Here is a 23,825-nt window from a genome sequence, read left to right on the forward strand (position 1 = left end):
CGCTATTATTAGCGGTTTTTTCTTTTCCTTATGTAAATCCACACAATCAATATTACAATTGCCGAAACTAATAAAATCCATATTCCATAATGATGTAAACTATATTCAACAAAGCGCCACTTCTCTCCCAGTTTCCAACCTAAGCCAATAAAAACACTTATCCAAATTAGTGCACCACCGTAAGCATACAAACAAAATCGCCACAATGTTAAATTTGAAACTCCAGCAAAATATGCTGTTAAATGACGTACTCCCGGTATAAAGTAGCCAATCATTAAAAGAAATGGACCGTATTTTTCAAATAAAATATGTGTTTTTTCAATATGATGTTCCTTAATTCTAACTTTCGGACCATATTTTTTTAAAACAGGGAGCCCAAGTTTTAAACCTAATATGTAACTTAATGTAATGCCCAGCATTGCACCTGCCATTCCACTTAAAAAAGCAGCTGTTCCTGACATAACTCCTTTTGAAATGTTATATCCAATAAAAGTCAATAAAAACTCATCCGGTATAGGTAATCCAACAATCCCGCCAGCTAAAGCTATAATAATTCCAAAATATCCATAATGTGCGATTAACTCGCCAATATGTTGTTCCATTCGGAAGACACATCCTATACACGATCGTTATCCCATATTGTGCCCATTCTATCTTTAAGACAAACATGGTATACATATTCACTATACATTGTTTTTATAATGAACTCTACTTCTATTCCATTCCTTAAATAGAGATTTAATCAGTGGTTTTTTATCCATTCCCACTGATTATTAGCCTGAACCAATCGGGATTTTACGGGCAGCAGGGCTCCCACTTAACTTCCTTGCATTCGCTCAATTTTGGAGTAGGAGTCTTACTTCCTATAAATAGCGAGATAAAAAAATAAAAATTCATAGGCTTATTTTTTTGTTACAATAAAGGGAAGTTACTTTTTGCAACGGTTTAACTCTCAAGAAAAATGATATATCTAGCAAAAACATAGTTTGGTCTATATAATGCAACTTCTACCTATTAGAGTAACATGCACCCTTTTACATACAACATCATTTTTCTAAATTATACAGGGGGAACGAACATGACCATTGAAAAACAATTTATCCAAAAGATTTACTATAAAACATTTTTAACAGAAGACTCTTCCATTCCGGTAGCGGAAGTACTCGGTGAAGCATATATAAATGAATCAAAGAATGAATTCTCCAATATATCTAATGTTCGCTTTGCACAAGGTGAAGTTTATTTTCAAACTAACGACTTTGAAGCTGCTATATTCAAATGGGAGAAAGTAAATAATGAACTTGCTCTCTGGGCTATGAAGAATATTGCAGATGCTTATTTCGAATTAGATTTCTTGCCAAAAGCAGAAGAAATTTATACATCTATCCAAACAGAAGATACAACTCTTACAATGGAAGTCTCCCTACAACTTCTTTCTCTTTATATAGAGCAAAATCGTTTAGGACTAGCATTTAAGACGATTAGCGAGGCTGTTGCATTTCAACCAGACTATCCAAATATTACTGCAATCGCTCGATCGTTCTATGAAAAACAAGAAGATTGGAATAATGCTATTGAACTCGCTGTTCAAGAAGGAATTCGAACAAAATCATTACACTGGTTCGATACTTTAATCAATTATGTGAACAGAGGCTTTACTAAAAAAATTAAACCTGAGTATTTCTATGAATCTTTAAAAGCCTTATATACAATTGATCAAGTTCAATTTAAAGAGCTTGTTATCTCACTTTGGAACAGCTATGAAAATGAATCATTCCATCTACCTTGGATTCAAACAATAAATCACCTATTCTTACATGTTGAAGTAGATGCTCATGACGATTGGAATGAAATTTCTACTCGCTATCAAGAGACGTACTTCGAATTGATTACTGGACAACATTTCATGCACGAATTACAAGGACTTGTACCAGATTTATTAACAAATTGGTTTAGTTTAATGAGAGCGGAAGATTCTTTACTTGTCTCCGCAGCAGTATTAGCATGGAATGAAGTTTCACCGACAACTCTAGAATCATTACTCGTAAAAAGCGCAGGTGCCTTACTTTCAAATGCATCAGCTTATGCAAATGTTGATATGGCAGACGTATCAGCATTATTTGAAACGATTGCTGTATGGGCTGAGAAGAATGATGTAGATTTAGGTCATCAATTCACACTACTTGTTCGTGAGTTATACGATTTAACTGTTACACAACTTCTAGTAGCAGGAGCTAGCGATTATGATAAATCAGCCTTTATTAACTCTATACTAGGAGAAAATATATTAAATGAGGCTATAACAACTTCAATTACATTTAAAGATGATAGTCAAACTGAAATAACTGAGCTTACAGAACTAGATATACGAAATATACCAAACTTTGACGAACTTCATAACATACTAGCCGTACCTTCTCAGTCAAAACTAGAAAGAAAATGTATTGAAGTTAAATTACCAAGTAGATTTTTACGAAAAAATAAGTTTTCATTCCTTGTCACACCTACTGTGCATGGACAACTTGACAAAAACAGCTCTCACTTTGAATACTTACAGGCAGCAGATAGTCTCATCTATGTCCTAAATTCAGCTTCACCATTACATGATGAAGAGCTCGATACATTATTATATATTCGTGAGCAAGTACCAAATTTACAAATTAAATTCGTCTTACAAACAATTGATACGAATACTAGTGAAAATATCACGAACAGCATTAAAAAGAAAATACTCGTACATTTCCCAGAAGCACACTTTTTCCCTTACTCTCCTTCACAAGAGAGTAGTGAACAGCTAGGTAACGTAACAGACTCTATTCTTTCTAACCTTACTAAGCGTAGCGTGGAAAAAGAACGCATTGAAAAATTATTATGGTTTATCCAAAAAACAATTGCATACCTTGTAAATGAACGTGTGGAATTAGAAAATACGTTAGTGAAATCCGTTCGCTGGAATAAACATATTTTAGTAAAACTTGATGGTTTTATTAATAATCTTACTGCCATTCAAAAAGATAAAATTCGTTCTATTACAGAATCTTATCTCTTAACGAAAGAAGAGATTACGCAGGATATACATTCTCAAATTCCTGAATTGTTGCAGAGTTGCTCTGACCTCGTTCAAGAAGATAGTGATTTCAAACTGGTCCATGAAGAACTAAATGTAGCAATGAATGAAAGAATTCAAAAACATGTACAGCAAGTGCTTCTTCCTAAATTTACTGGGTCTATTCAAGAATGGATTGAAACTGCTCATAATGAATTCATTCAAGCTCAGGCTTATTTAGATGAAATGAGCGATACCTTTAATAAGCTCTATGAGGAAGAGCGTATTAAACTTCCTTGTGATTTCAAATTACTAGATGACTGGGATAGAGATGTTGCAAGAATGACGAATAGAATTACAGTAGCTAACATCAATATTTTATTACGCTTTACACCGACACAATTTTTCTTAAAGAGTGCAGGGAAATTATTCGGTAATATGCAAAAAAATCAATCTATGCTATCAAATAAATATAAACAATATATTGAAACAGAAGATTATACAGAAGTTGCTCAGATGATTTCAAAACAATTCTTCCTTCAATTTGAAGTATTTGAAGGTGCGCTAGAACGGGATATCATGATGTTCTTTAAAGACCCTCTTAGCATATTGAAACAAACCGTAGAAGCGGCCCAACTTGAAATACAAGAAGATGAGCAAACATTAACAAAGCTAAGAACAAACCCAGAAACTTATCATGATCCTTTAACACTCTTTAAATTGCAATTGTTACAACGAAAATTCATGTTAAATATCGACCAAAATAATGAACATATTGCTTCACAAGCAACAATAAATAAAACACCGACTGTTTAAATAAGAAAAACCAAGCAACTAATTCGCTTGGTTTTTCTTATTTTTAATCTACAATTTTCACATGTTCAAATGGATAATATATCGCCATGAACTTTCCTAATACTTCTGTTCTATCAATGAGCCCTAAGCCGTTCCTACTATCCCTACTAACTAAACGATTATCTCCCATCACAAAAATTTTATTTTTAGGAATTGTAATCGGTCCAAAATCTTCAGTTAAATTGATAAGTAATTTTTCTGCCTGTTTTTTATTATTCTTTAAATATTCTTCATTTTTCACTTGATGATTAACATATAATTGATCATTCTTCATCTCAATTACATCTCCTGGTAATCCAATAACTCTCTTCACATAGAAATTATCTGTCTTCACGACAATAATATCCTCTCTCTCATAACTTTCAAATCTCTTTGCAAGTTTATTAATTATTACTTTATCTCCATCTTGTAACGTCGGCCTCATCGATGCTCCTTTTACAGTCGTAGGGAAAAACAAAAAGATTTTTGCCAAAAACACTAATAAACATGCAATTGCAATTATTTCAAAGAATTCACGCAAACGTTTTTTCTTTTGCATCATTCCACCATCTCATCATCTTTTTATTTTTATTATAAGTACTCCGACTGGTTAATTTCCACAAAATTCTGAATTATAACATTAGAATATTACAAATATAAAAATAATAATCCCTATAAATTCACTATTTTTATATACTATGTTTTCCATCTATCAAACAGGACTTTTCCTATGAAATTTATGCTTAGAAAGTATAAGATACTGCACAAATTAAACAAACAAATATAATAGCATAGCAATAAAAAAGATACTCTCAAAATAGTCTATCAACTATTTTTGAGAGTATCTTTTTATAATCCTACATATACAATACACATCTGCGCTGCGACATATGTAAACCAAATCCAAAGCGGTTCATACTTCAGTTTGCGCCCTCCGATATCTGTCACGCCGATAATAAAATCAGAAATCACAAACAGTAAACCACCAAGTGCTGGTATCCACCATATTCCTATATTCTCGTAATATAAGGCGAATGCAAAACATGCCATTCCTCCAACCCACAAACCGTAAATTAGAGCGCCTATTGTAAAAAGTTTGTCTTGTTTTTCATTTCGAATAAAGAAAAACCACCCTATAATTAGAAAGAGTCCGTATACGAATAAACCGATCCAAAAACCATTCCATGAAATACCTGTTTGTAAAAATGCTTTCACATAGAAACAATGTGCAAGAGCGAAAGTAACCATTCCTCCAATTAATCGATGACCAATTGGAATTAATCCTGCCATAAATAAATCCCCTACAGTTGATAAAGTCATACCGAGTGCAACCCACGTACTGTACTCAGCCGATGGATCTTGTAACCATATCCAAATTGCACTTCCTGTTAAAGAAAAACTAAGAATAAGACGAACTGCTAAAGGTAACGGCATATTATTTCTCGTTCTCTTCGTCTGTCCTATTGCATAAATTGCTCCCATTAAAAAAAGAATAATTTGCCCGACTAACACAATGTAAAGTACATTCATAATATGTTCTCCTCAATAAATGCTTTATTCTATCTTTTTTCGTTACATATATCACGTTCTCCTTTTTCTATGTAAAAAAAGAAGAACAATACTGTTCTTCCATTTTAATCGTTTTTCTGTTCTCTATGCTACTTGTTTTTCTTGCTCAACTTTCTTTTTAACCGGGTTACGATTTACTACAATAATTCCCGCTGCGACACATGCTAAACCAAATAGTACAAAGGAATGGATTGCTTCCCCTAAAATTAGACTTGATAGTAGCACACCAAACACTGGTATAAAGAACATATACATCGAGACTTTCCCTACTTTGTTATACTTCATAATTGTATTCCATATACAGAATCCGGCCGCTGATAAGAACGATAAATATATGAGCATAAGTATTGCATGTAGATTAAATGTGAATGGCATCATTCCAACTTGAAATGCACCTATACATAGTAACCCAATTGATCCGAAAATCATCTGATATGCTGTCATATACCCAATATCTAATGTCTTACTACCTTCTTTCGCTAATATGTTTCCATACGAATACATCATGGCTGCCCCAAGAAGTAATAAGCTACCTATTCCAAAATGAAATGATAAACTTCCATCACTCGGTACATTCACTAAAATCACACCGCAAAAACCGATAGCTACTCCAATTACTTTTCGCCTATTTAGAGCATCATCTTTATATAAAAAGTGTGCGAGTAAAATTTGAAAGAATGATGATGTTCCTGAAATAATCGCTCCTTCAATTCCTGAGCTGTAACTCATTCCAATATAAAAACATATATATTGAAGAAAAGTTTGAAACAAGCCAATTTGAACTAACTGCTTTCCTGTTCCTTTTTTGAACTTCATATCTTTTCCTAACGCTTTAAAAAATAATAAGAGCATTACACCAGATAAGAAAAAGCGATAGCCAGCAAATAATATTTGTTCCCCGACTTCTTGCGGCTGAATTCCAAGTTCAGCATAGCTTAATTTAATAAAGGGAAATGCGCTTCCCCATAAAAATGTTGCTACTATTGCAGCAATAAACACGCCAATCGGATGGGTAAAAAATTTCTCTGTCTTCAACTTGATGTCTTCCTTTCCGACCTTTTTATGAACAATATTCATATATACCAAAGGAAATGCGAAAACACAAGTTTTCAGTTTATCCCGCTATTCGCCGGGCAGTAAAACTCCCACCTCCAAATTCGGCTGGGGCAAAGAAATTAGGTGGGAGCCCTGTTGCCCGTAAAATCCCGATTGACGAGGGCTAATAATCAGCGTGGGATGAACAAAACCACCACTAATTAAAGTTTCACCTTATACTAAAACAAAAACATATCATCTAAGAAAAACATATGCTATACTATAGAATAATTACAACATAATAACTATTAAAATCAGATTCAACAGAAATGCTGCTATCCATTATGGATGGCAGCTTTCGTCGTTTTATAGGGGTTTCGATTTTGATTCTTTTTCTCAATAAGAATTCGGAAGGAGCGAGTATTAATGAACGCAGAAGTAAAAACATTACAAGCACAAAAAGATATTTCTAATCCCTCTTTATGGGATACATTAAAGAAACATTATGAACTTATATTTGCAATCGCATCTGGTATTTTTATTTTAGCTGGTTGGTTATTCACAAAAAATGATGTAATAAGTGCAGGTATTACTTTATATATCCTTGCTTATGTAATTGGAGGATTTGCAAAAGCGAAAGAAGGTATTGAAGACACAATTGAAGAGAAAGAGCTAAATGTTGAAATGCTCATGATTTTTGCAGCTATCGGTGCCGCAGTTATTGGTTACTGGGCAGAGGGTGCTATTTTAATCTTCATCTTTGCATTAAGCGGAGCAATGGAATCTTATACATTAAGTAAAAGCCAAAAAGAAATTTCAGCGCTTCTTAATCTACAACCTGAAGAAGCATTACGTATTTCAAACGGAACTCCGGAACGTGTTCCAGTTGAACAATTACAAATTAACGATATTATTTTAATTAAGCCAGGTGAGCGTGTTCCTGCTGATGGCACAATTCATACTGGTGAAACAAATATTGATGAAGCTGCTATTACAGGAGAACCCATTCCGAATGAAAAAAAATTCGGCGATGAAGTATTTGCCGGCACTGTAAATTTACGTGGTGCTATTGAAGTTAAAATTACGAAGCCGAGCGATCAAACATTATTCCAAAAGATTATTCGTCTCGTTCAAAGTGCACAAAGCGAAAAATCCCCATCACAACTATTCATCGAAAAATTTGAAGGAACATACGTAAAAGGTGTACTACTTGTTGTTGCGCTTATGATGTTTGTTCCTCATTTCTTACTTGATTGGAGTTGGAATGAAACGTTTTATCGCGCGATGATTTTACTTGTAGTCGCTTCTCCTTGTGCGCTAGTTGCAGCCATTACACCGGCAACTTTATCAGCAATTTCAAACGGAGCGAGAAACGGTATTCTCTTTAAAGGTGGTATTCATTTAGAACGTCTAGCTTCAGTAAAGGCGATTGCCTTTGATAAAACAGGAACATTAACACAAGGAAAACCTACTGTAACAGATGTATATGTTCGAGAAGGCATAGCAGAAAGTGAAGTACTTTCTATTACAGCAGCGATTGAAAGTCACTCTACACATCCTTTAGCAGAAGCGATTGTTAAATATGCAAAACATGCTTACGACATTACGATAAAAAAACCAGAAAACGTTGAAGATGTAACTGGTTTTGGATTAAAAGGAATATTAGAAAACAAATCTTATAAAATTGGTAAAGCTGATTTTATTGGAGAAGAAACAAAGACATTTCATAATGGCATTTCTGCTTCACTTGAAAAAGAGGGGAAAACTGTCGTTTATATTAGTGATGAGGATGGTATTCTTGGACTAATCGCTTTAAAAGATACCCTTCGCCAAGAAACGATAGCGGCTATTCGTGATTTGCAAAGCATTGGTGTCGAAGCAATCATGATTACTGGTGATAATGAAGAAACAGCAAAAGCAATTGCCAATGAAAGTAATATAAAAGAATATTACGCATCATGTTTACCGGAAACAAAAGTTGAAACGATAAAGCAGTTAAAAGAAAAGTACGGCATAGTCGCCATGGTTGGAGATGGTATAAACGATGCACCTGCACTCGCTACTTCTAGTATTGGTGTTGCAATGGGTGAAGGAACAGACGTAGCATTAGAGACTGCAGACGTTGTTCTTATGAAAAACGAATTATCTCGTCTCTCTCAAGCAATCCGTTTATCAAAACGAATGAACCGTATTGTGAAGCAAAACGTTATCTTCTCTTTAGCCGTCATTGCAATGCTGATTTGTTCTAATTTCTTGCAGTTTTTAGCTCTTCCATTCGGTGTTATTGGACATGAAGGAAGTACCATTCTTGTAATCTTGAATGGCTTACGATTATTAAAAGGAAATAAGTAACGGGTCCCTGATAAAGGACCCGTTTTTTTTAATGGTAGCTATTGTGACCGTTCGCACTACTGCTCGTTTTATGCTTTGGATGCGAACTGCTCTTTTGTTTATTATTACTTTTATTATTGTGGTTCTTTTTATTATTACTCATGAAATATCCCCCCTGTTCCCTTTTATTATGGAACAAGAGCTCATTTTTCATTACGGGAATTATTGTCACCCGTTCTATAATGATGGAGTAAACCATTAATTTCACCGCCAAGTAAAATTACCCACGCAGTTAAGTAAAACCATAACATTAAAATAATGATACCACCGAGACCACCATATGTATTAGCGTAATTTGCAAATTTATCTACATAATAGGCAAATGAGTACGATACCACAATCCATCCTACAGTAGCAAATATTGCTCCCGATATGACTTCTCTTCGCTTTAATTTCCGATCAGGCGCAAATGTATATAAAAAGCTAAACAAAGCGATTAAGACAAAGAAACTTGCTACTAAACGCGTAATACTCCAAACATAAGAAAAACTATCCGATAAACCAATTGCTTTAAACACGGCTGCCCCAATCACTTGTCCAAATACTGGGACAATTAGTGCAAACACAATCATAAAAATTATCGCTAACGTGAACACGATAGATAAAGCTCTTGTTTTAATAAAGGAACGGGTTTCTGTTACATCATAAGCGCGGTTAAAAGCGTTCATAACCGCATTCACCCCGTTTGAAGCAAACCATAACATCGATAGTAAACCGAATGATAATAAACCACCATTTTGTTCGTTTACAACTTTATCTACGTTTACTTCAATTAAGTTCATCGCATCTTCTGGTACGTACGGTTCTAATAAATTGAGCACACTTTCTGTTTGAAGGTCAATAAAGCCAAGAAGCGTAATTAAGAAAACAAGCCCAGGGAAAATCGCAAGCAAGAAGAAATAAGCGAGCTGTGCTGCTAAGCCCGCTACATCATCGCGCATCGTCCGGTCATATAAATCTTTCCCAAACGAAAAGGTGCGATTTCTTTTTGCTTTTTCTAGAAATTTCCTCATATTTTTTAGACGCTTTTCTTCTCTTCTTTATTTTGCTTTAGCTCAATGTATGCTTCAGTTTTTTTTTCCTCTGCATTTGAGTCCTTCATAAATAATTCACGCGCTTCTTTCATACCACCATCTTCAACTACTACTGGCTCTTCTTCTGCTTTAAGCTCATCTACCTTTGGAGATACAGCTTGAATTTCAATCGTTTCCGGCTTTTCTACTGGCACAACTTTTCTCTTACTAAAAATTTCTTTCGTCTCTTTTAACGTTTCTACAACAGACGGCGTCAATTTTTTGATTTCTGCTACTTTCGCTTTTACTACATTGAAATCAGCAAGTTCGCGTCCTTTATCTGTAACAGTTTGCACTTTTTCTTTTATCTTCGAATTTTCACCAATTTCAATCATCTTTGTTTTTGCTTTTTCTGCCGTGTTTTTTACTTTTTCACGGTTTTCTTTCTTTAACATAGATACAGCTACACCTGCAGCTACACCAATCGCAATGTTTCGAGCAATATTATTTTTCTTTGCCATATTCCTTCACCCTTTCATTTCTTATATTAGAAAGTATTACTTTCTAAGCTTCCTCATATTCCTTGTTCATTTCGAATGAAAGCTACTAGCTTTGCACACCCTTCTGTTACAAGGTCATACACTTCTTGGAAGTTCCCTGTAAAGTAAGGGTCAGGAACGTCTGTCCAGCCACCGTCTGGAACAAAATCGGACAGTCTACCAATATAGCCTTCAGTTTTACCAAAACTTTTTAAATCCGCTATATTCTTGTTGTCCATGGCAATAATATAATCAAACTTTGTTAAGTCTTCTTTTTCTACTTGCCGTGCTTTAATTCCTTCAAAAGAGACTTCATTTTCTTTTAAAATTTTTTTTGTTCCTTTATGTGGCGGATGACCAATATGCCAATCTCCAGTTCCTGCAGAATCAATGACAATTTTCTCTTCGAGTCCCTCTTTTACGACAAGATCCCGAAAAATTGCTTCTGCCATTGGAGAACGACAAATGTTCCCAAGACAAACAAACAATACTCGGACCATATTTTTGTTTCTTCCCTTCTTGGTGCATTTCTTACTATATACTTATATAGTATAAACAACCAATTATTAATTATAAAGGAAATCCCTACTAATTTAATAGGATTGAAAAGTTTCATTAACGAAAATGATAAAAAAATGTTAAGATAACCTTATGTTATTTTAAAGGGGGACACTTCGGTGGATTTATCCGTAAAATCAGAAGCAAACGTTGAATATATGGTAGAAGCTATTAAAGAAAAATTACGCATGGTTAATGCTGGAGCAATGAGAGCTGCTAGTTTTAACGAAGAAATGTACGAGGACTTACGTGACATTTATGAGCACGTTATGAAACGTGAAACATTCAGTATTAGTGAAATGCAAGCTATTACTGAGGAATTAGGTACATTAATTAAAAAATGACAAAGAGCCTCAAGTATTCGAGGCTCTTTTAATTTCAACAAATTCATGACAACTCTTCTCTTTTCCTCCTCACATTCTAAATTACTGTACAATGAAAGTAGAACCTCACCTTAGATTTTTTCTCCATACATACTACTCTCAAAAAATTGCCACACTACCATTGCTAACTGTTTTTACTGGAGGTGCTTACTTATGAGCAATTGGTACAGTAAGACGAAAAATCAAACATTAATCGACCTAGAAACAAATGAACAACACGGTTTAACAGATAAAATCGTAAATGAACGTTTAAAGCAATATGGTTCTAATGAATTAGCTACCAAACAAAAACGTACTTTATGGCAGCGCGTTTTCGCCCAAATTAATGACGTCCTCGTATATGTCCTTATTATCGCGTCCCTTATTTCCGCCTTTGTAGGTGAATGGGCTGATGCAAGTATTATCGCGCTCGTTGTAGTTTTAAATGCTGTTATCGGTGTAATCCAAGAATCGAAAGCGGAACAGGCTTTAGAAGCATTGAAAAAGATGGCAACACCTAAAGCTATCGTAAAGCGAGATGGTGAACTAAAAGAGATTCCATCTGAGCACGTCGTTCCAGGTGATATCGTCATGCTTGATGCCGGGCGGTATATCCCCTGCGATTTACGACTTATCGAAACTGCGAATTTAAAAATTGAAGAATCTGCTCTAACTGGTGAATCTGTCCCTGTAGATAAAGATGCAGTCTACCACCCTTCCATGCAAAATGATGAGCAAGTACCATTAGGTGATCAAAAAAACATGGCCTTTATGTCGACGTTAGTAACATACGGACGTGGCATCGGTGTTGCTGTTGAAACTGGGATGCATTCACAAATTGGCAAGATCGCTACCCTTTTACATGAAGCAGACGATGATATGACACCACTTCAAAAAAGCTTAGCACAAGTAGGAAAATATTTAGGATTTGTCGCTGTAGCTATTTGCACTACTATGTTTCTCATCGGTTTTTTACAGGGCCGGGATACGTTAGAAATGTTTATGACCGCAATTAGTTTAGCTGTTGCAGCCATTCCAGAAGGCTTACCAGCTATCGTTTCCATCGTTCTTGCAATTGGTGTTCAGCGTATGATTAAACAAAACGTTATCATTCGTAAACTACCAGCTGTTGAAGCTCTCGGTTCTGTCACAATTATTTGTTCAGATAAAACAGGTACATTAACTCAAAATAAAATGACCGTTACTCACTTTTATAGTGATCGCACATACGACCAGCTAGAAAATTTGAATGTAAATAATGATGCACACCGTCTATTATTAGAAAATATGGTTTTATGTAACGATGCCTCTTACGGTGCCGACTCACAAACAGGGGATCCTACAGAAATTGCCCTTCTTGTTGCCGGAAGCTCTTTTAACATTCAAAAAGATCATTTAGAAAATAAACATGAACGTGTTAACGAATTGCCTTTCGATTCTGATCGTAAAATGATGTCAACTGTACATACGTACGATGAAGGCTACTATAGCATGACGAAAGGTGCTATTGATAAACTTTTACCTCACTGTACCCATATCTTTATAAATAATAAACTTGAGGTCCTAAAAGATTCTGATAAAAATCAAATATTAGAAGCTGCCGGGTCAATGTCGCAAGAAGCATTAAGAGTACTTTCATTCGCATATAAACGATACGACTTAAACGATATGGATATAAATCATCTCGAAGAAAATCTCATCTTTATCGGTCTTGTTGGTATGATTGATCCACCACGTACAGAAGTAAAAGATTCAATTACAGAATGTAAAAAGGCTGGTATTCGCACAGTTATGATTACGGGTGATCATAAGGATACCGCCTTTGCAATTGCCAAAGAACTTGGCATTGCTGAAGAAATATCTGAAATCATGATTGGAACTGAATTAGATAACATTCCAGATACAGAACTAGCAAGTAAAATTAATCACTTAAATGTATTCGCTAGGGTCTCTCCAGAACATAAAGTGAAGATTATAAAAGCATTACGTGCTAAAGGAAATATCGTTTCCATGACTGGTGACGGTGTAAATGATGCTCCATCTTTAAAACAAGCAGATGTTGGAGTAGCAATGGGAATTACAGGAACAGATGTCGCAAAAGGTGCAGCAGATGTAGTTTTAACAGATGATAACTTCTCATCTATTGTGAAAGCTGTTGAAGAAGGAAGAAATATTTATCGTAATATTAAAAAGTCTATTCTCTTCCTACTCTCTTGTAACTTCGGCGAAATTATAGCTCTCTTTTTAGCTATTTTACTCGGCTGGGCAACACCACTACGCCCTATTCACATTTTGTGGGTAAATTTAATTACAGATACACTGCCTGCATTATCACTCGGTGTTGATCCTGAAGATCCAGATGTGATGAAGGAAAAACCACGACATGCGAAAGAAAGCTTATTTAGCGGCAGCGTTCCTTTTCTTATTTTCAATGGGGTTGTAATTGGACTTCTTACTTTAACAGCCTTTATCGTTGGGGCAAAGCTCTATACAGGAGATACAAATTTATTTCCTCTCTTCCCAGGGCAAATTGATGAAGACGCGCTATTACACGCTCAAACGATGGCATTTGTCGTTCTTAGTTTCTCTCAACTCGTTCATTCATTTAACTTACGTTCAAGAACAAAATCAATTTTTGCAATTGGGATATTTACAAATAAATATTTAGTCTTCTCACTTCTAATCGGTGTTCTTATGCAAGTGTGTATTATCTCCATCCCACCTCTTGCCAATATATTCGGTGTGCATGCATTAACAATGCGAGATTGGGGATTTGTTCTCTTGTTAAGTATCATTCCGCTTGTTGTGAATGAAATCATTAAATTAGTTAAGAGAAACTAAAAGGCAATGAGGACTGTTCCTCATTGCCTTTTCTTTATCCTTGTAATTCTTTTTTGATATTCTCTGTTAATGTAGCCATACGCTTGCGACTTTCTTCACGCTCACGTTTATTTTGCTCTTCAATTTGTTGTGTTTCTTGCATACCTCTTGAAATAATGTTCCAAGTTTCCTCAAGTGTTTCCATCTTAATACTAGAAGAACCTGATAATCTCGCTACTTCCACACTTTGAGTTGCGATATTTTGTGCATTTTTCTTAAGTAATTCATTTGTACGGCGATCAAGTTCAGCCATAGAGTCCGCAACAAGCTTTTGACGTTTCGCATTTACCGCTTGAATGATACCATTTTTAAAGATAGGAATCGTTGTAATAAATGCCGTATTGATTTTACCGATTAATTTATTGTTACCGCGTTGAATCATACGAATTTGTGGTGCTGTTAATAGAGCAACCATACGTGCTTTTTCTAAATCATCAATACGCTGTTCTAAAATTTCAACAGAGTTTTTAAGCGATTCTAATTCAATACCCGCTAACTGATCATTATTACGTATGCGCTCTTCGTACATCGGAACTAACTCTGTATTTAAACGCTCTAATAACATTTCCCCTGCTACTACGTATTTTTCTAAGTCTAAATAATACTTTAAGTTTTGCTCATATAAACCATCTAACGTACCAATTGATTTTTTCATTTCATCTTGATACTTCGTAATTTCTACGTATACTTTATCCATTTCGCGACCCATCGTCTGATACTTACTAAAGATTTGTTCAATCATTTTATCTGCTTTTTTGAACATACGTGAGAAGAAACCACTTTTCTCTTCCGCAAAGTCTTTACTATCAAATCTGTCCATAATTTTACCAAGCTGCTTTAATAATTCACCAGAGTCTTCTACTTTCGATAAAGACATTGTATGTAAAATTTGATCAGCGAAACGTGAAATTTCCATAGAAGGTTCTTTTCCGAGTTCAATTAATTCTAATTGATCTTTAATGTCTACTGCGTTATAAATACGTTGCACTTCTGCATCTTGTCTAAGTTGCAAGCGAACATCTTGTGCGGTTTGCTCATTCAATTCTGTTTTCGAATCTAGTACGACTGGGTTATTCATATGGTATTCTCCCTTTCCTTATAAAAATGGACGAAATAGTCCTTTTATTGTTTGTGATAAATTTTTATAGGCTGATGAACCATGAAATTCAAGATCGAAATTAACTTCTTCAAGCCAATGTGAATCAAATGCTCCTGATTCAATATACGGTTCAATATCGTTTCTCCCCGTTGGATTAAAGTGGAATACATCTACTCCAATTTGATTTAAAAATAGTAATAACACAGCATCAGAACGACTTAATTCTCCGCTCTTCTCATTATTAAATATAACAATTTTCGGTACTTCTTGCGAATAATCAAATTTCTCAAGCTGCTCTAAAATGTTCGGTGGTATTTGAGAGAGTTGTGCGAAAACATACAGCGCTACATCTTGTTTCGTCTCTTTCGCAATTGGTTTACACATTTCACTTTCACACGTATGGATCATTGCTTCTGCAATACCATGTTGTAATCCTTCTGGTAAACGCTTATGCGGCCACCAATGGCTGTTCATAATTAAATCCGGATGTAACTTCCCCCCGCGGTCCAATGCATCTCGATAATGATATTGGAAATTCGCTTTTTGTTCTTTCGTAAACGGGAATGTATTAATTAATAAACTGTTATCAAATGATGTAACAGCCTTTAGTCGCTGAAAATATTCTTTATCATTCTTTGAAACACCTGATATTTTTGCAAATAAAGAAGGAATATAAATATGCTTATTTTCAACAAAGAATGTTGGGCGTACAAATGCCTTTTCTTTCGTAATTAAAAAGAGTTCATCGTACGTTGTTTTGAGCGTACGGGCTACAGGTGTATACGAACGGAATTGCCACGGTTTGTATAATAATGAATTATCGTGGTGAAGTACTTGCTCGATTTCTTTTGAAGCTTGATAAGCTACCGTTGCGACGCGTTCACGACGCCGATCAGGAAATGGTTCCAATGAAATACGGCCTGAATGAGATACGACAAATGTCTTTCCTTCCTCATCTACACTCTCAAATCCATCTTTTCCTTCTGGGTGATAATAAAGCACATCACAGCCGAGCATAATAAGAAAGTATAAGAAATATATACGACTCTCCGTCGCATCACCGTACCAAACGATACGTGGCATTTGTTTCTTATAATTAATCGTAGAGAACCACTTCGCTACGTAATTTTCACTTAATTTAATCATATCGATTAAGAAACGCCGGAATCCTTCTGTTTTTAAAGATTGATTATGTTGTTTCTCATACAATTTCAATACAGAAATAAACGTCGTATGTATATAATGCTGTAAATCAGGATTGTCTACTTGCGGTAATAGTTGTTTTCCAGACAGATGGGCGACAAGCCTATTTACTGTAAGGCCATTCGGTGCTTCTTGATGTAATGTAAAAACCTCTTGAATATGGCGCAGTTTTTCGGGATCAATCACCTTATTTAAATTTTGTTCATGCAAAACCACGATCCCTTTCACTTCGCTATAATCAAATAGCTCATTGAAATATTCATCTACATCATTAGGAACACCAAGAATACGAGTTGCTATATAACTAAACTTCATCTCATTCTCTGTCAGTTCATATTGTGGGCGTTTTTCTAAAAGCGCTTCAAATTGCTTTAAATCTGATTCGTCTTTTAATGCACATGGTTGAAGTGTAAAACGTGAAAACACAACAGTTCACCTCCAAAAACATTTACTTTTTTTATAAAGTCTCTCTTCTATTATAAACTATTTTTAGTTATAAAAAATGGGCGCTCGCATAACGAGCAAACCCATTTCAATTATTTATGATTATTTTTAGTAGCTGCAACTTCTTCTTTAGCTTGTCCAGAATTCTTCATGTAGTGAAGTATAAACGTTGCTCCAAATGCTACAACTAAAATAATAAAGAATAGCGTATGGCTTACTTCAATATGAATAACAGACAGTAACATTTTTGCTGCAATAATTAAGATTAAAATATATGCTGTCGTTTCAAGTTCTGGAATACGCTCTAACAATTTTAAGAATACGCCAGCGATACCGCGCATCATTAAAATACCAAGCATTCCACCTAATAATAGAATCCAAACTTGATTTGATACACCAAATGCAGCAAGTACGCTATCTACAGAGAACGCGATATCCATTAATTCAACCATCGCAACTGTTCCCCAGAAGACACCAAACATTCTGAAGAGAATACTGTTTTGGTTCATACCATGAGCTTCCTCTTCTTCTGCATTACCTTTTCTTTTATCAATGAAGTATTTAACTGAAAGCCAAGCTAAGTAAAGTGCACCTAACACTTTTACCCATGCTAATTTAATTAAGAACATTCCAATTCCAATCGCAATAAAACGGAATACATAAGCTCCAATCAGTCCATAGAATAATGCTTTTTTTCGTTTTTCTTCTGGAAGATGTTTTACCATTACCGCTAGCACAAGTGCATTGTCAGCAGATAATAACCCTTCAAGTACAACAAGTGTACCTATTAACCCCCAAGATACTGGATCTTGTAACACTTTAATCCACATGTCCAAGTCGAAAAACTGAGCATACGTATCAAGGATTCCTTGCAAAATACTCATCTTACCTTTATCCCCTATTCTTTGCTAGATTTATAGAAAGGTCAAAAAAAGGAAACGAATGTCGTTTCCCTTCTTATGCATCCAAGCCATACGCTTTTACAAGCGCACCTAATCCACCTTGGAATCCGCTTCCTACTGCACTAAACTTCCACTGTCCATTATGACGATATAATTCACAAAAGACAACTGCTGTTTCAATGGAGAAATCTTCCCCTAAATCAAAACGAAGAACTTCTTCGTTTGTTTCTTCATTTGCTAAACGAACGAATGCATTTGCAACCTGTCCAAAGTTTTGATTACGGCCTTCACCATCATAAATTGTAACTGTAATAGCAATTTTATGAACATCTGCTGGAACCTTTTTCAAATCGACAACAAGTTGCTCATCATCACCGTCACCTGCACCTGTACGGTTATCTCCTGTATGTAAAACTGATTCACAAGGAGACTGTAAATTATTATAGAAAATAAAATCAGTTTCCTTCGTACATTTCCCGTTCGCATCTAATAAAAAGGCAGATGCATCTAAATCGAAATCAGATCCACCATCATAAGATTTAATATCCCATCCAAGACCAATTACTGCTCTTGATAAACCTGGGCTTGTTTTAGCTAAATCAATTTTCTGTCCTTTTTGCAATTGAATAACCATATATATTCACCTCTATATTTTAATTTTTAAAAATATATCCATCAGTAATTACGCGTTTCACTGATGGATATATAAATCTATTACTCTACATCTAAACCAAAGTTATTACATAGAGAACCTAATCCACCTTGGAATCCACTTCCGATTGCATTGAATTTCCATTCACCTGCGTGACGGTATAATTCGCTCACTACTACAGCTGTTTCAATAGAGAAATCTTCTCCTAAATCGTAACGAATTAATTCTGCATTCTTTTCTTCATCCATAATACGTACGAAAGAATTAGAAACTTGTCCGAAGTTTTGGCTGCGGCCTTCTCCATCATAAATTGTAATTGTGAAACAAATACGCTCAATGTTAGCAGGAACATTTTTTAAGTCTATTTTAATTGTTTCATCGTCGCCTTCACCTTCACCTGTACGGTTATCTCCTAAATGCTCTACAGCACCATTCGCACCTTTTGGATTATTATAGAAGACGAAATCCTCTGCACCTGAAACTTTACCGTTAGCACCTACTAAGAAGATACTAACATCTAAATCGAAATCATTTTGTCCGTCATAACGATTCGTATCCCAACCAAGTCCTACAAGAACTTTCGAAAGACCTGGATTTGTTTTTGTTAAGTCTACCTTTTGTCCTTTTTTCAATGAAATAGATGCCATATTATACTATTCCTCCTTGGTTTATTTTATTGGTAACGTGATACAATCTCACTTAAGTTTTTATCTTGTGTTCCTTCTCCCACTGCTGAAAACTTCCATTCGTTTCCGTCTCGGTACATTTCACCTGCAATTAAAGTCATTTTGCCAGCATAATTATCTGACAAGTTATAACGCGCTAATTCTTCACCTGTTTGTGGGTTTTGAATACGAATATATGCATTGCGAATCATCCCAAAGTCTTGACGACGATTTACACAGTCATAAATATTTACAACGAATACTAAACGATTAATACGGCTCGGAACTTTATGTAATTCTACGAAAATTGTTTCGTCGTCACCAGCGCCTTCACCTGTTAAATTATCTCCTGAATGAATAATACTACCACAAGTAGAAAGTTTGTTGCCGAAGTAAACTAGATCATTTTTGTTTAAAAAACGATCCCCTTCTAACATAACGACAGATGCATCACAATCTACACTTGGTTTACTTCCAAATAAAGAAGACAGAAACCCACCTGATTGCCCAATTGGATCCCAGCCTAAGCCAACCTGTAGTTTCGCTACTCTCGGTTGTCCTTTCGTTAAATCAATCTTTTGTCCTTTTTCTAAAATAATAGGCATGAAGTTTCTTCCTTTCTACAAAGCATTTTCCAACTCGGAAAACATTGTATTCTTCTCTTATATTGTAGCATTATTTATCTAATGAGAAAAAGGATAAATTCTCAATTATATGAAAACAGATACTATATTTATTTATACTGATGTAATAAGTGGTAAATAGAGCCAATCATTCCTGCACAATTACCGCTTTGCGCAAGTTTAATCTCACAATTACTATAAATCTCTTGATTTAAGTATGTTCCTATCTCTTCCTTCACTTCATTTAAGAAATCATCTCCTCTTTCAGTAATTCCCCCACCAATAATAATCATTTTCGGATTAAAAATATAAGCAAGATTGCTAATACCAATCGCCAAATGTTTAAAGAAAATCTTCACGGCTTGAGTAACACCGCTATCACCCTTATCATATAATTCGAAAATTGTTTTACCATCCCACTCCTTTTTACCTTTATATCTTCGTACGAGATGAATTAATCCTGAAATTGAGGCAACCTCCTCAAAAGTTTTCCCTTCTATTAACATGTTCCCCCATTCCCCAGCGCCAAACGAATGTCCACGGTATAACTCTCCATTTATAACAATTGCTCCACCAATGCCCGTTCCAAGCGTAAGCATAATAAAATCGCTTTCTCCCCTCCCTGTACCTTTCCATTTCTCACCTAAGGCTGCACAATTAACATCATTTTCAATAGATACAGGAACTTTTAATACTTCTTGTAATCTCTCAACAATAGAAATATTAGCATAACGTGGAATATGATCCACACCTCCCGTTATAACTCCTTTATCAATATCAACAATTCCCGCTGTACTAATACCAATTCCGGAAATAGTATGTTCAGTCATTAACTTTTTTGATAAACATATAAGTTTTTGAACAATTTGTTCCCCGCCCAAGTGAATTTCTGTTGGGACCTTTTTATGTATTAGTACTACCCCTATTTCTGAAACAATTCCATATTTAATTTGCGTACCACCAATATCAAATGCAATATATTCTTTCATCCGTTGCCACTTCCTCTACTGTTATGAGTGTAAATTCTCCATCACTCTACTATTTGCAAGGAATTTACATTAACTCTTTTCTCCCTTTAGAAATACACCACCTTTTTCTATATATGGTTTTTTTTGCATAAAACTCTTTTTCCTATGAAATATTACAAAGGGGTGTATTTTAGATGGAACAATAATTTTTTCTTCAGGAGGAAAACAATGACAAAAATCTTCATTCTAGCATCAACACTTTCTTTATCCTTTTTTAGCGGCTTAAATATTGGTAATGCTGCAACTGAAAACTTCCATCCAATAACAAACGCTATTGTACAAAATAACGATACTTTAGCAGAAGGTAATTCAAAAGATAATAATAAACCTCCAGGAAACAATGGTTCTCAGGACGATAGTGGTTCTGGTGGCAGTGGTTCTGACGGCAATGGTTCTGACGGCAACGGTTCTGGCGGCAGTGGTTCTGGCGGCAGTGGTTCTGGCGGCAATGGTTCTGGCGGCAGTGGTTCTGGCGGCAATGGTTCTGACGGCAACGGTTCTGGTGGCAATGGTTCTGGTGACAATGGCTCTGGTGGCAACGGTTCTGGTGGCAACGGTTCTGGTGGCAACGGCTCTGGTGGCAGTGGTTCTGGCGGTAACGGTTCTGGTAGCAGTGGTTCTGGTGGCAATGGCTCCGGTGGCAACGGTTCTGGTGGCAGTGGTTCTGGTGACAATGGCTCTGGTGGCAACGGTTCTGGTGGCAGTGGTTCTGGTGGCAATGGCTCTGGCGGTAACGGCTCTGGTGGCAATGGTTCTGGTGGCAGTGGTTCTGGTGGCAGTGGTTCTGGTGGCAGTGGTTCTGGTGGCAGTGGTTCTGGTGGCAGTGGCTCTCAGGGCGGCAACCGTGTTAAAGGCGACAGCAGTTCTCAAGGTGGTAATGGCTCTCAGGGCGGCAACCGTGTTAAAGGCGATAGCGGCTCTCAAAGCGGTAACGCAAAAGATAATGCAACAAAACAAGGCAATAAATTGCCTAATACTGCAACGCATTATCCTGCATCTATTTTAATTGGTCTTTCGACATTCCTAATTGGTGTGTTACTATTTATTCGTCGTAAAAACGCAAAATAAAAAAGTCATCCTTCCATCTAAAAATACATGAAACAGATTATAAAGTGAAACTTTAATCAGTGGGGATTTTGTTCATCCCCCACTGATTATTAGCCTTCACCAATCGGGCTTTTACGGGCAGCAGGGCCCCCACCTAACTTCTTAGCTCCAGCCGAATTTTGAAGTGGGAGTTTTACTACCTGGCAAATAGCGGGATAAAACTAAAAAGACTTTGATTGCATTTTATTATGCAATCAAAGTCCTTTTTGTCATCTAGTAGAAAGAGTATTAATACGCTTTTCCCCAATACACCATCTGCTTCGCTTTTTTACTACAGCAAATACATTCGTCAGCTAAACTTTCTTGTTCGAACGGAATACAACGTGAAGATACTCCAATTTCTTCTTTTAGTTTTTCTTCACAAGCTAGTTCTCCGCACCACATTGCTTTAATAAACCCTTGTTTTTCATCAACTATTTTTTTCATCTCTCCGAAATTCGTCACACTATACGTATTCTCATCGCGAAATACTTTTGCTTTGCTAAATAAGGAATGGTGAATTTCCTCAAGTAGTGCTGGAATGCGTTCTTCTAATTGATCCATTGATATAAACTCTTTTTCTTTCGTATCTCGCCTTACAAGTACAACTTGATTCTTTTCAATATCCTTTGGACCAACTTCTAATCTAATTGGAACACCCTTCATTTCATACTCATTAAATTTCCAGCCAGGTGTTTTATTGCTAGCATCTATTTTTACACGTGCAACCTTCTGAATACGTCCTTGCAACTCTGTTGCTTTTTCTAACACACCTTCTTTGTGCTGAGCAATAGGAACGATAACAACTTGTACTGGAGCGACTTTCGGTGGCATTACAAGTCCGTTATTATCGCTATGAACCATAATAAGTCCACCTATCATTCTTGTTGATACACCCCAAGATGTTTGATGTACATATTGCCATTTACCGTTACGGTCTAAAAACTTAATATCAAATGCTTCAGAGAAATTCGTTCCAAAGTTATGAGATGTTCCTGTTTGAAGTGCTTTTCCATCATGCATTAAACTTTCAATCGTATAAGTTGCCTTCGCTCCTGCAAACTTTTCTTTTTCTGTTTTTTGCCCTTTAATAACGGGAATCGCTAAATACTCTTCACAAAAAGCAGCATATAGATTTAAAATATTTAATGTTTCAATTTGAGATTCTTCTGCCGTTTCATGAATCGTATGACCTTCTTGCCATAAAAATTCAGTTGTACGAAGGAATGGTCTCGTCGTCTTCTCCCAACGAACTACTGAACACCACTGGTTATATAACTTTGGTAAATCATTATATGATTGAACAATTTTTGAAAAATGCTCACAGAATAGAGTTTCAGATGTAGGACGTATACAAAGTCTTTCCGCCAATTTCTCAGCTCCGCCATGAGTAACCCATGCTACTTCAGGAGCAAATCCTTCAACATGATCTTTCTCTTTTTGTAATAAACTCTCTGGAATAAACATTGGCATGTACACATTTTCATGACCAGATTCTTTTAATTTTTCATCCATCACTTTCTGCATATTTTCCCATAATGCATAACCGTATGGACGTAAAATCATACAACCTTTCACACTTGAATAATCAACAAGCTCCGCTTTTTTTACAATATCGGTATACCACTGAGCAAAGTCTTCTTCCATTTTCGCAATGGCTTGTACTTGTTCTTTTACCATAGTTATTCTTCCTCCTTTAGAAAATAGAAAAAGCCCGCGTCCCCAAATAGGGACCGAGCTTTGTCGGCGTTACCACCCTGATTCATACACAAAAAAATTGAGTATGCTCTCTTTTTGATAACGGGAATTTCCCGCTGCATATGCAGAACTCAAAGGTTGGTTCCATATCGCCTCTTTAAGAATCTTCCAGCCAAAAGGATTCTCTCTCTGCAAAAA

The 23,825-nt window shown here is 35.8% G+C and carries 20 protein-coding genes and 1 other annotated feature (1 of these 21 cut by a window edge); of the genes, 5 read left to right on the forward strand and 15 right to left on the reverse strand.

Annotated elements, in window-relative coordinates:
• Positions 1 to 8: 8 nt before the first annotated feature.
• On the reverse strand, positions 9 to 602 hold the full coding sequence (locus MKX66_RS17545) for a DedA family protein (RefSeq protein WP_002029574.1): 594 nt from the start codon (positions 600 to 602) through the stop codon (positions 9 to 11).
• Positions 603 to 1,078: 476 nt separating this feature from the next.
• Between MKX66_RS17545 and MKX66_RS17550 the strand changes: the two genes are divergently transcribed.
• Positions 1,079 to 3,862, forward strand: coding sequence for a tetratricopeptide repeat protein (locus tag MKX66_RS17550; RefSeq protein WP_341086815.1), 2,784 nt, complete (start codon positions 1,079 to 1,081; stop codon positions 3,860 to 3,862).
• Between the two features lie 43 nt (positions 3,863 to 3,905).
• Here the strand turns inward: MKX66_RS17550 and lepB are convergent, their stop codons facing one another.
• From lepB to MKX66_RS17565, 3 genes are all read right to left on the reverse strand, one after another.
• Positions 3,906 to 4,442: a signal peptidase I gene (gene lepB, locus MKX66_RS17555; protein ID WP_002010249.1), complete on the reverse strand. Its 537-nt coding sequence runs from the start codon at positions 4,440 to 4,442 to the stop codon at positions 3,906 to 3,908.
• Positions 4,443 to 4,729: 287 nt separating this feature from the next.
• Positions 4,730 to 5,410: a lysoplasmalogenase gene (locus tag MKX66_RS17560; protein WP_002029577.1), complete on the reverse strand. Its 681-nt coding sequence runs from the start codon at positions 5,408 to 5,410 to the stop codon at positions 4,730 to 4,732.
• A 123-nt stretch (positions 5,411 to 5,533) separates the two neighbouring features.
• On the reverse strand, positions 5,534 to 6,484 hold the full coding sequence (locus MKX66_RS17565; protein ID WP_002125011.1) for a DMT family transporter: 951 nt from the start codon (positions 6,482 to 6,484) through the stop codon (positions 5,534 to 5,536).
• Between the two features lie 690 nt (positions 6,485 to 7,174).
• On the opposite strand from MKX66_RS17565, the gene MKX66_RS17570 reads away from it, so the two are divergent.
• Positions 7,175 to 8,836, forward strand: a complete 1,662-nt coding sequence (locus tag MKX66_RS17570; RefSeq protein WP_445662214.1) for a heavy metal translocating P-type ATPase — start codon at positions 7,175 to 7,177, stop codon at positions 8,834 to 8,836.
• A 182-nt stretch (positions 8,837 to 9,018) separates the two neighbouring features.
• Here the strand turns inward: MKX66_RS17570 and MKX66_RS17575 are convergent, their stop codons facing one another.
• The 3 genes from MKX66_RS17575 to MKX66_RS17585 are packed head-to-tail and all read right to left on the reverse strand — an operon-like array spanning position 9,019 to position 10,927.
• Positions 9,019 to 9,888, reverse strand: a complete 870-nt coding sequence (locus MKX66_RS17575; RefSeq protein WP_002063656.1) for a YihY/virulence factor BrkB family protein — start codon at positions 9,886 to 9,888, stop codon at positions 9,019 to 9,021.
• Positions 9,889 to 9,893: 5 nt separating this feature from the next.
• A complete protein-coding gene (locus tag MKX66_RS17580; RefSeq protein ID WP_341086817.1) occupies positions 9,894 to 10,409 on the reverse strand; it encodes a DUF4075 domain-containing protein in 516 nt (171 codons plus the stop codon).
• 53 nt (positions 10,410 to 10,462) lie between these two features.
• Complete coding sequence (locus tag MKX66_RS17585) at positions 10,463 to 10,927, reverse strand: low molecular weight protein-tyrosine-phosphatase (protein WP_002140258.1); 465 nt, start codon at positions 10,925 to 10,927, stop codon at positions 10,463 to 10,465.
• A 177-nt stretch (positions 10,928 to 11,104) separates the two neighbouring features.
• Between MKX66_RS17585 and MKX66_RS17590 the strand changes: the two genes are divergently transcribed.
• Positions 11,105 to 11,329 (forward strand): DUF1128 domain-containing protein, encoded by a 225-nt coding sequence (locus MKX66_RS17590; RefSeq protein WP_002010236.1) that lies wholly within the window; start codon positions 11,105 to 11,107, stop codon positions 11,327 to 11,329.
• A 192-nt stretch (positions 11,330 to 11,521) separates the two neighbouring features.
• Positions 11,522 to 14,188 (forward strand): cation-translocating P-type ATPase, encoded by a 2,667-nt coding sequence (locus MKX66_RS17595; RefSeq protein WP_215590640.1) that lies wholly within the window; start codon positions 11,522 to 11,524, stop codon positions 14,186 to 14,188.
• Between the two features lie 34 nt (positions 14,189 to 14,222).
• Here MKX66_RS17595 and MKX66_RS17600 read toward each other — a convergent pair whose 3' ends face one another.
• The 7 genes from MKX66_RS17600 to MKX66_RS17630 form a co-directional block, all read right to left on the reverse strand.
• The gene (locus MKX66_RS17600; protein ID WP_002029585.1) at positions 14,223 to 15,305 is read right to left on the reverse strand and encodes a toxic anion resistance protein; all 1,083 of its coding nucleotides are present in this window, start codon (positions 15,303 to 15,305) and stop codon (positions 14,223 to 14,225) included.
• A gap of 18 nt (positions 15,306 to 15,323) precedes the next feature.
• Positions 15,324 to 16,955, reverse strand: a complete 1,632-nt coding sequence (locus MKX66_RS17605; RefSeq protein WP_002140256.1) for a YceG family protein — start codon at positions 16,953 to 16,955, stop codon at positions 15,324 to 15,326.
• Positions 16,956 to 17,065: 110 nt separating this feature from the next.
• Positions 17,066 to 17,857 (reverse strand): TerC family protein, encoded by a 792-nt coding sequence (locus MKX66_RS17610; RefSeq protein ID WP_000025698.1) that lies wholly within the window; start codon positions 17,855 to 17,857, stop codon positions 17,066 to 17,068.
• Between the two features lie 73 nt (positions 17,858 to 17,930).
• The gene (locus MKX66_RS17615; protein ID WP_002091197.1) at positions 17,931 to 18,509 is read right to left on the reverse strand and encodes a TerD family protein; all 579 of its coding nucleotides are present in this window, start codon (positions 18,507 to 18,509) and stop codon (positions 17,931 to 17,933) included.
• 80 nt (positions 18,510 to 18,589) lie between these two features.
• Positions 18,590 to 19,174 (reverse strand): TerD family protein, encoded by a 585-nt coding sequence (locus MKX66_RS17620; RefSeq protein ID WP_002010225.1) that lies wholly within the window; start codon positions 19,172 to 19,174, stop codon positions 18,590 to 18,592.
• Positions 19,175 to 19,200: 26 nt separating this feature from the next.
• A complete protein-coding gene (locus MKX66_RS17625; protein WP_002029589.1) occupies positions 19,201 to 19,797 on the reverse strand; it encodes a TerD family protein in 597 nt (198 codons plus the stop codon).
• A gap of 128 nt (positions 19,798 to 19,925) precedes the next feature.
• Positions 19,926 to 20,804, reverse strand: coding sequence for an ROK family protein (locus MKX66_RS17630; protein ID WP_002140255.1), 879 nt, complete (start codon positions 20,802 to 20,804; stop codon positions 19,926 to 19,928).
• A 207-nt stretch (positions 20,805 to 21,011) separates the two neighbouring features.
• Between MKX66_RS17630 and MKX66_RS17635 the strand changes: the two genes are divergently transcribed.
• Positions 21,012 to 21,911, forward strand: a complete 900-nt coding sequence (locus tag MKX66_RS17635) for an LPXTG cell wall anchor domain-containing protein (protein ID WP_341087656.1) — start codon at positions 21,012 to 21,014, stop codon at positions 21,909 to 21,911.
• Positions 21,912 to 22,178: 267 nt separating this feature from the next.
• On the opposite strand, the gene proS is transcribed toward MKX66_RS17635, so the two are convergent.
• Complete coding sequence (gene proS / locus MKX66_RS17640; RefSeq protein ID WP_326996957.1) at positions 22,179 to 23,609, reverse strand: proline--tRNA ligase; 1,431 nt, start codon at positions 23,607 to 23,609, stop codon at positions 22,179 to 22,181.
• Between the two features lie 45 nt (positions 23,610 to 23,654).
• Positions 23,655 to 23,825: a binding site (T-box leader), on the reverse strand; it runs 37 nt beyond the window's last position.

Origin of the sequence: Bacillus sp. FSL R9-9530, assembly GCF_038008145.1 — a bacterium.
GTDB lineage: Bacteria > Bacillota > Bacilli > Bacillales > Bacillaceae_G > Bacillus_A > Bacillus_A mycoides.

Excerpts from the sequence above, each read along its gene's own strand:
- MKX66_RS17545 (WP_002029574.1), bottom strand. The coding sequence starts at position 602 with ATGGAACAACATATTGGCGAGTTAATCGCACATTATGGATATTTTGGA.
- MKX66_RS17550 (WP_341086815.1), top strand. The coding sequence starts at position 1,079 with ATGACCATTGAAAAACAATTTATCCAAAAGATTTACTATAAAACATTT.
- lepB (WP_002010249.1), bottom strand. The coding sequence starts at position 4,442 with ATGATGCAAAAGAAAAAACGTTTGCGTGAATTCTTTGAAATAATTGCA.
- MKX66_RS17560 (WP_002029577.1), bottom strand. The coding sequence starts at position 5,410 with ATGAATGTACTTTACATTGTGTTAGTCGGGCAAATTATTCTTTTTTTA.
- MKX66_RS17570 (WP_445662214.1), top strand. The coding sequence starts at position 7,175 with ATGATTTTTGCAGCTATCGGTGCCGCAGTTATTGGTTACTGGGCAGAG.
- MKX66_RS17575 (WP_002063656.1), bottom strand. The coding sequence starts at position 9,888 with ATGAGGAAATTTCTAGAAAAAGCAAAAAGAAATCGCACCTTTTCGTTT.
- MKX66_RS17580 (WP_341086817.1), bottom strand. The coding sequence starts at position 10,409 with ATGGCAAAGAAAAATAATATTGCTCGAAACATTGCGATTGGTGTAGCT.
- MKX66_RS17585 (WP_002140258.1), bottom strand. The coding sequence starts at position 10,927 with ATGGTCCGAGTATTGTTTGTTTGTCTTGGGAACATTTGTCGTTCTCCA.
- MKX66_RS17595 (WP_215590640.1), top strand. The coding sequence starts at position 11,522 with ATGAGCAATTGGTACAGTAAGACGAAAAATCAAACATTAATCGACCTA.
- MKX66_RS17600 (WP_002029585.1), bottom strand. The coding sequence starts at position 15,305 with ATGAATAACCCAGTCGTACTAGATTCGAAAACAGAATTGAATGAGCAA.
- MKX66_RS17610 (WP_000025698.1), bottom strand. The coding sequence starts at position 17,857 with ATGAGTATTTTGCAAGGAATCCTTGATACGTATGCTCAGTTTTTCGAC.
- MKX66_RS17615 (WP_002091197.1), bottom strand. The coding sequence starts at position 18,509 with ATGGTTATTCAATTGCAAAAAGGACAGAAAATTGATTTAGCTAAAACA.
- MKX66_RS17620 (WP_002010225.1), bottom strand. The coding sequence starts at position 19,174 with ATGGCATCTATTTCATTGAAAAAAGGACAAAAGGTAGACTTAACAAAA.
- MKX66_RS17625 (WP_002029589.1), bottom strand. The coding sequence starts at position 19,797 with ATGCCTATTATTTTAGAAAAAGGACAAAAGATTGATTTAACGAAAGGA.
- MKX66_RS17630 (WP_002140255.1), bottom strand. The coding sequence starts at position 20,804 with ATGAAAGAATATATTGCATTTGATATTGGTGGTACGCAAATTAAATAT.
- MKX66_RS17635 (WP_341087656.1), top strand. The coding sequence starts at position 21,012 with ATGACAAAAATCTTCATTCTAGCATCAACACTTTCTTTATCCTTTTTT.
- proS (WP_326996957.1), bottom strand. The coding sequence starts at position 23,609 with ATGGTAAAAGAACAAGTACAAGCCATTGCGAAAATGGAAGAAGACTTT.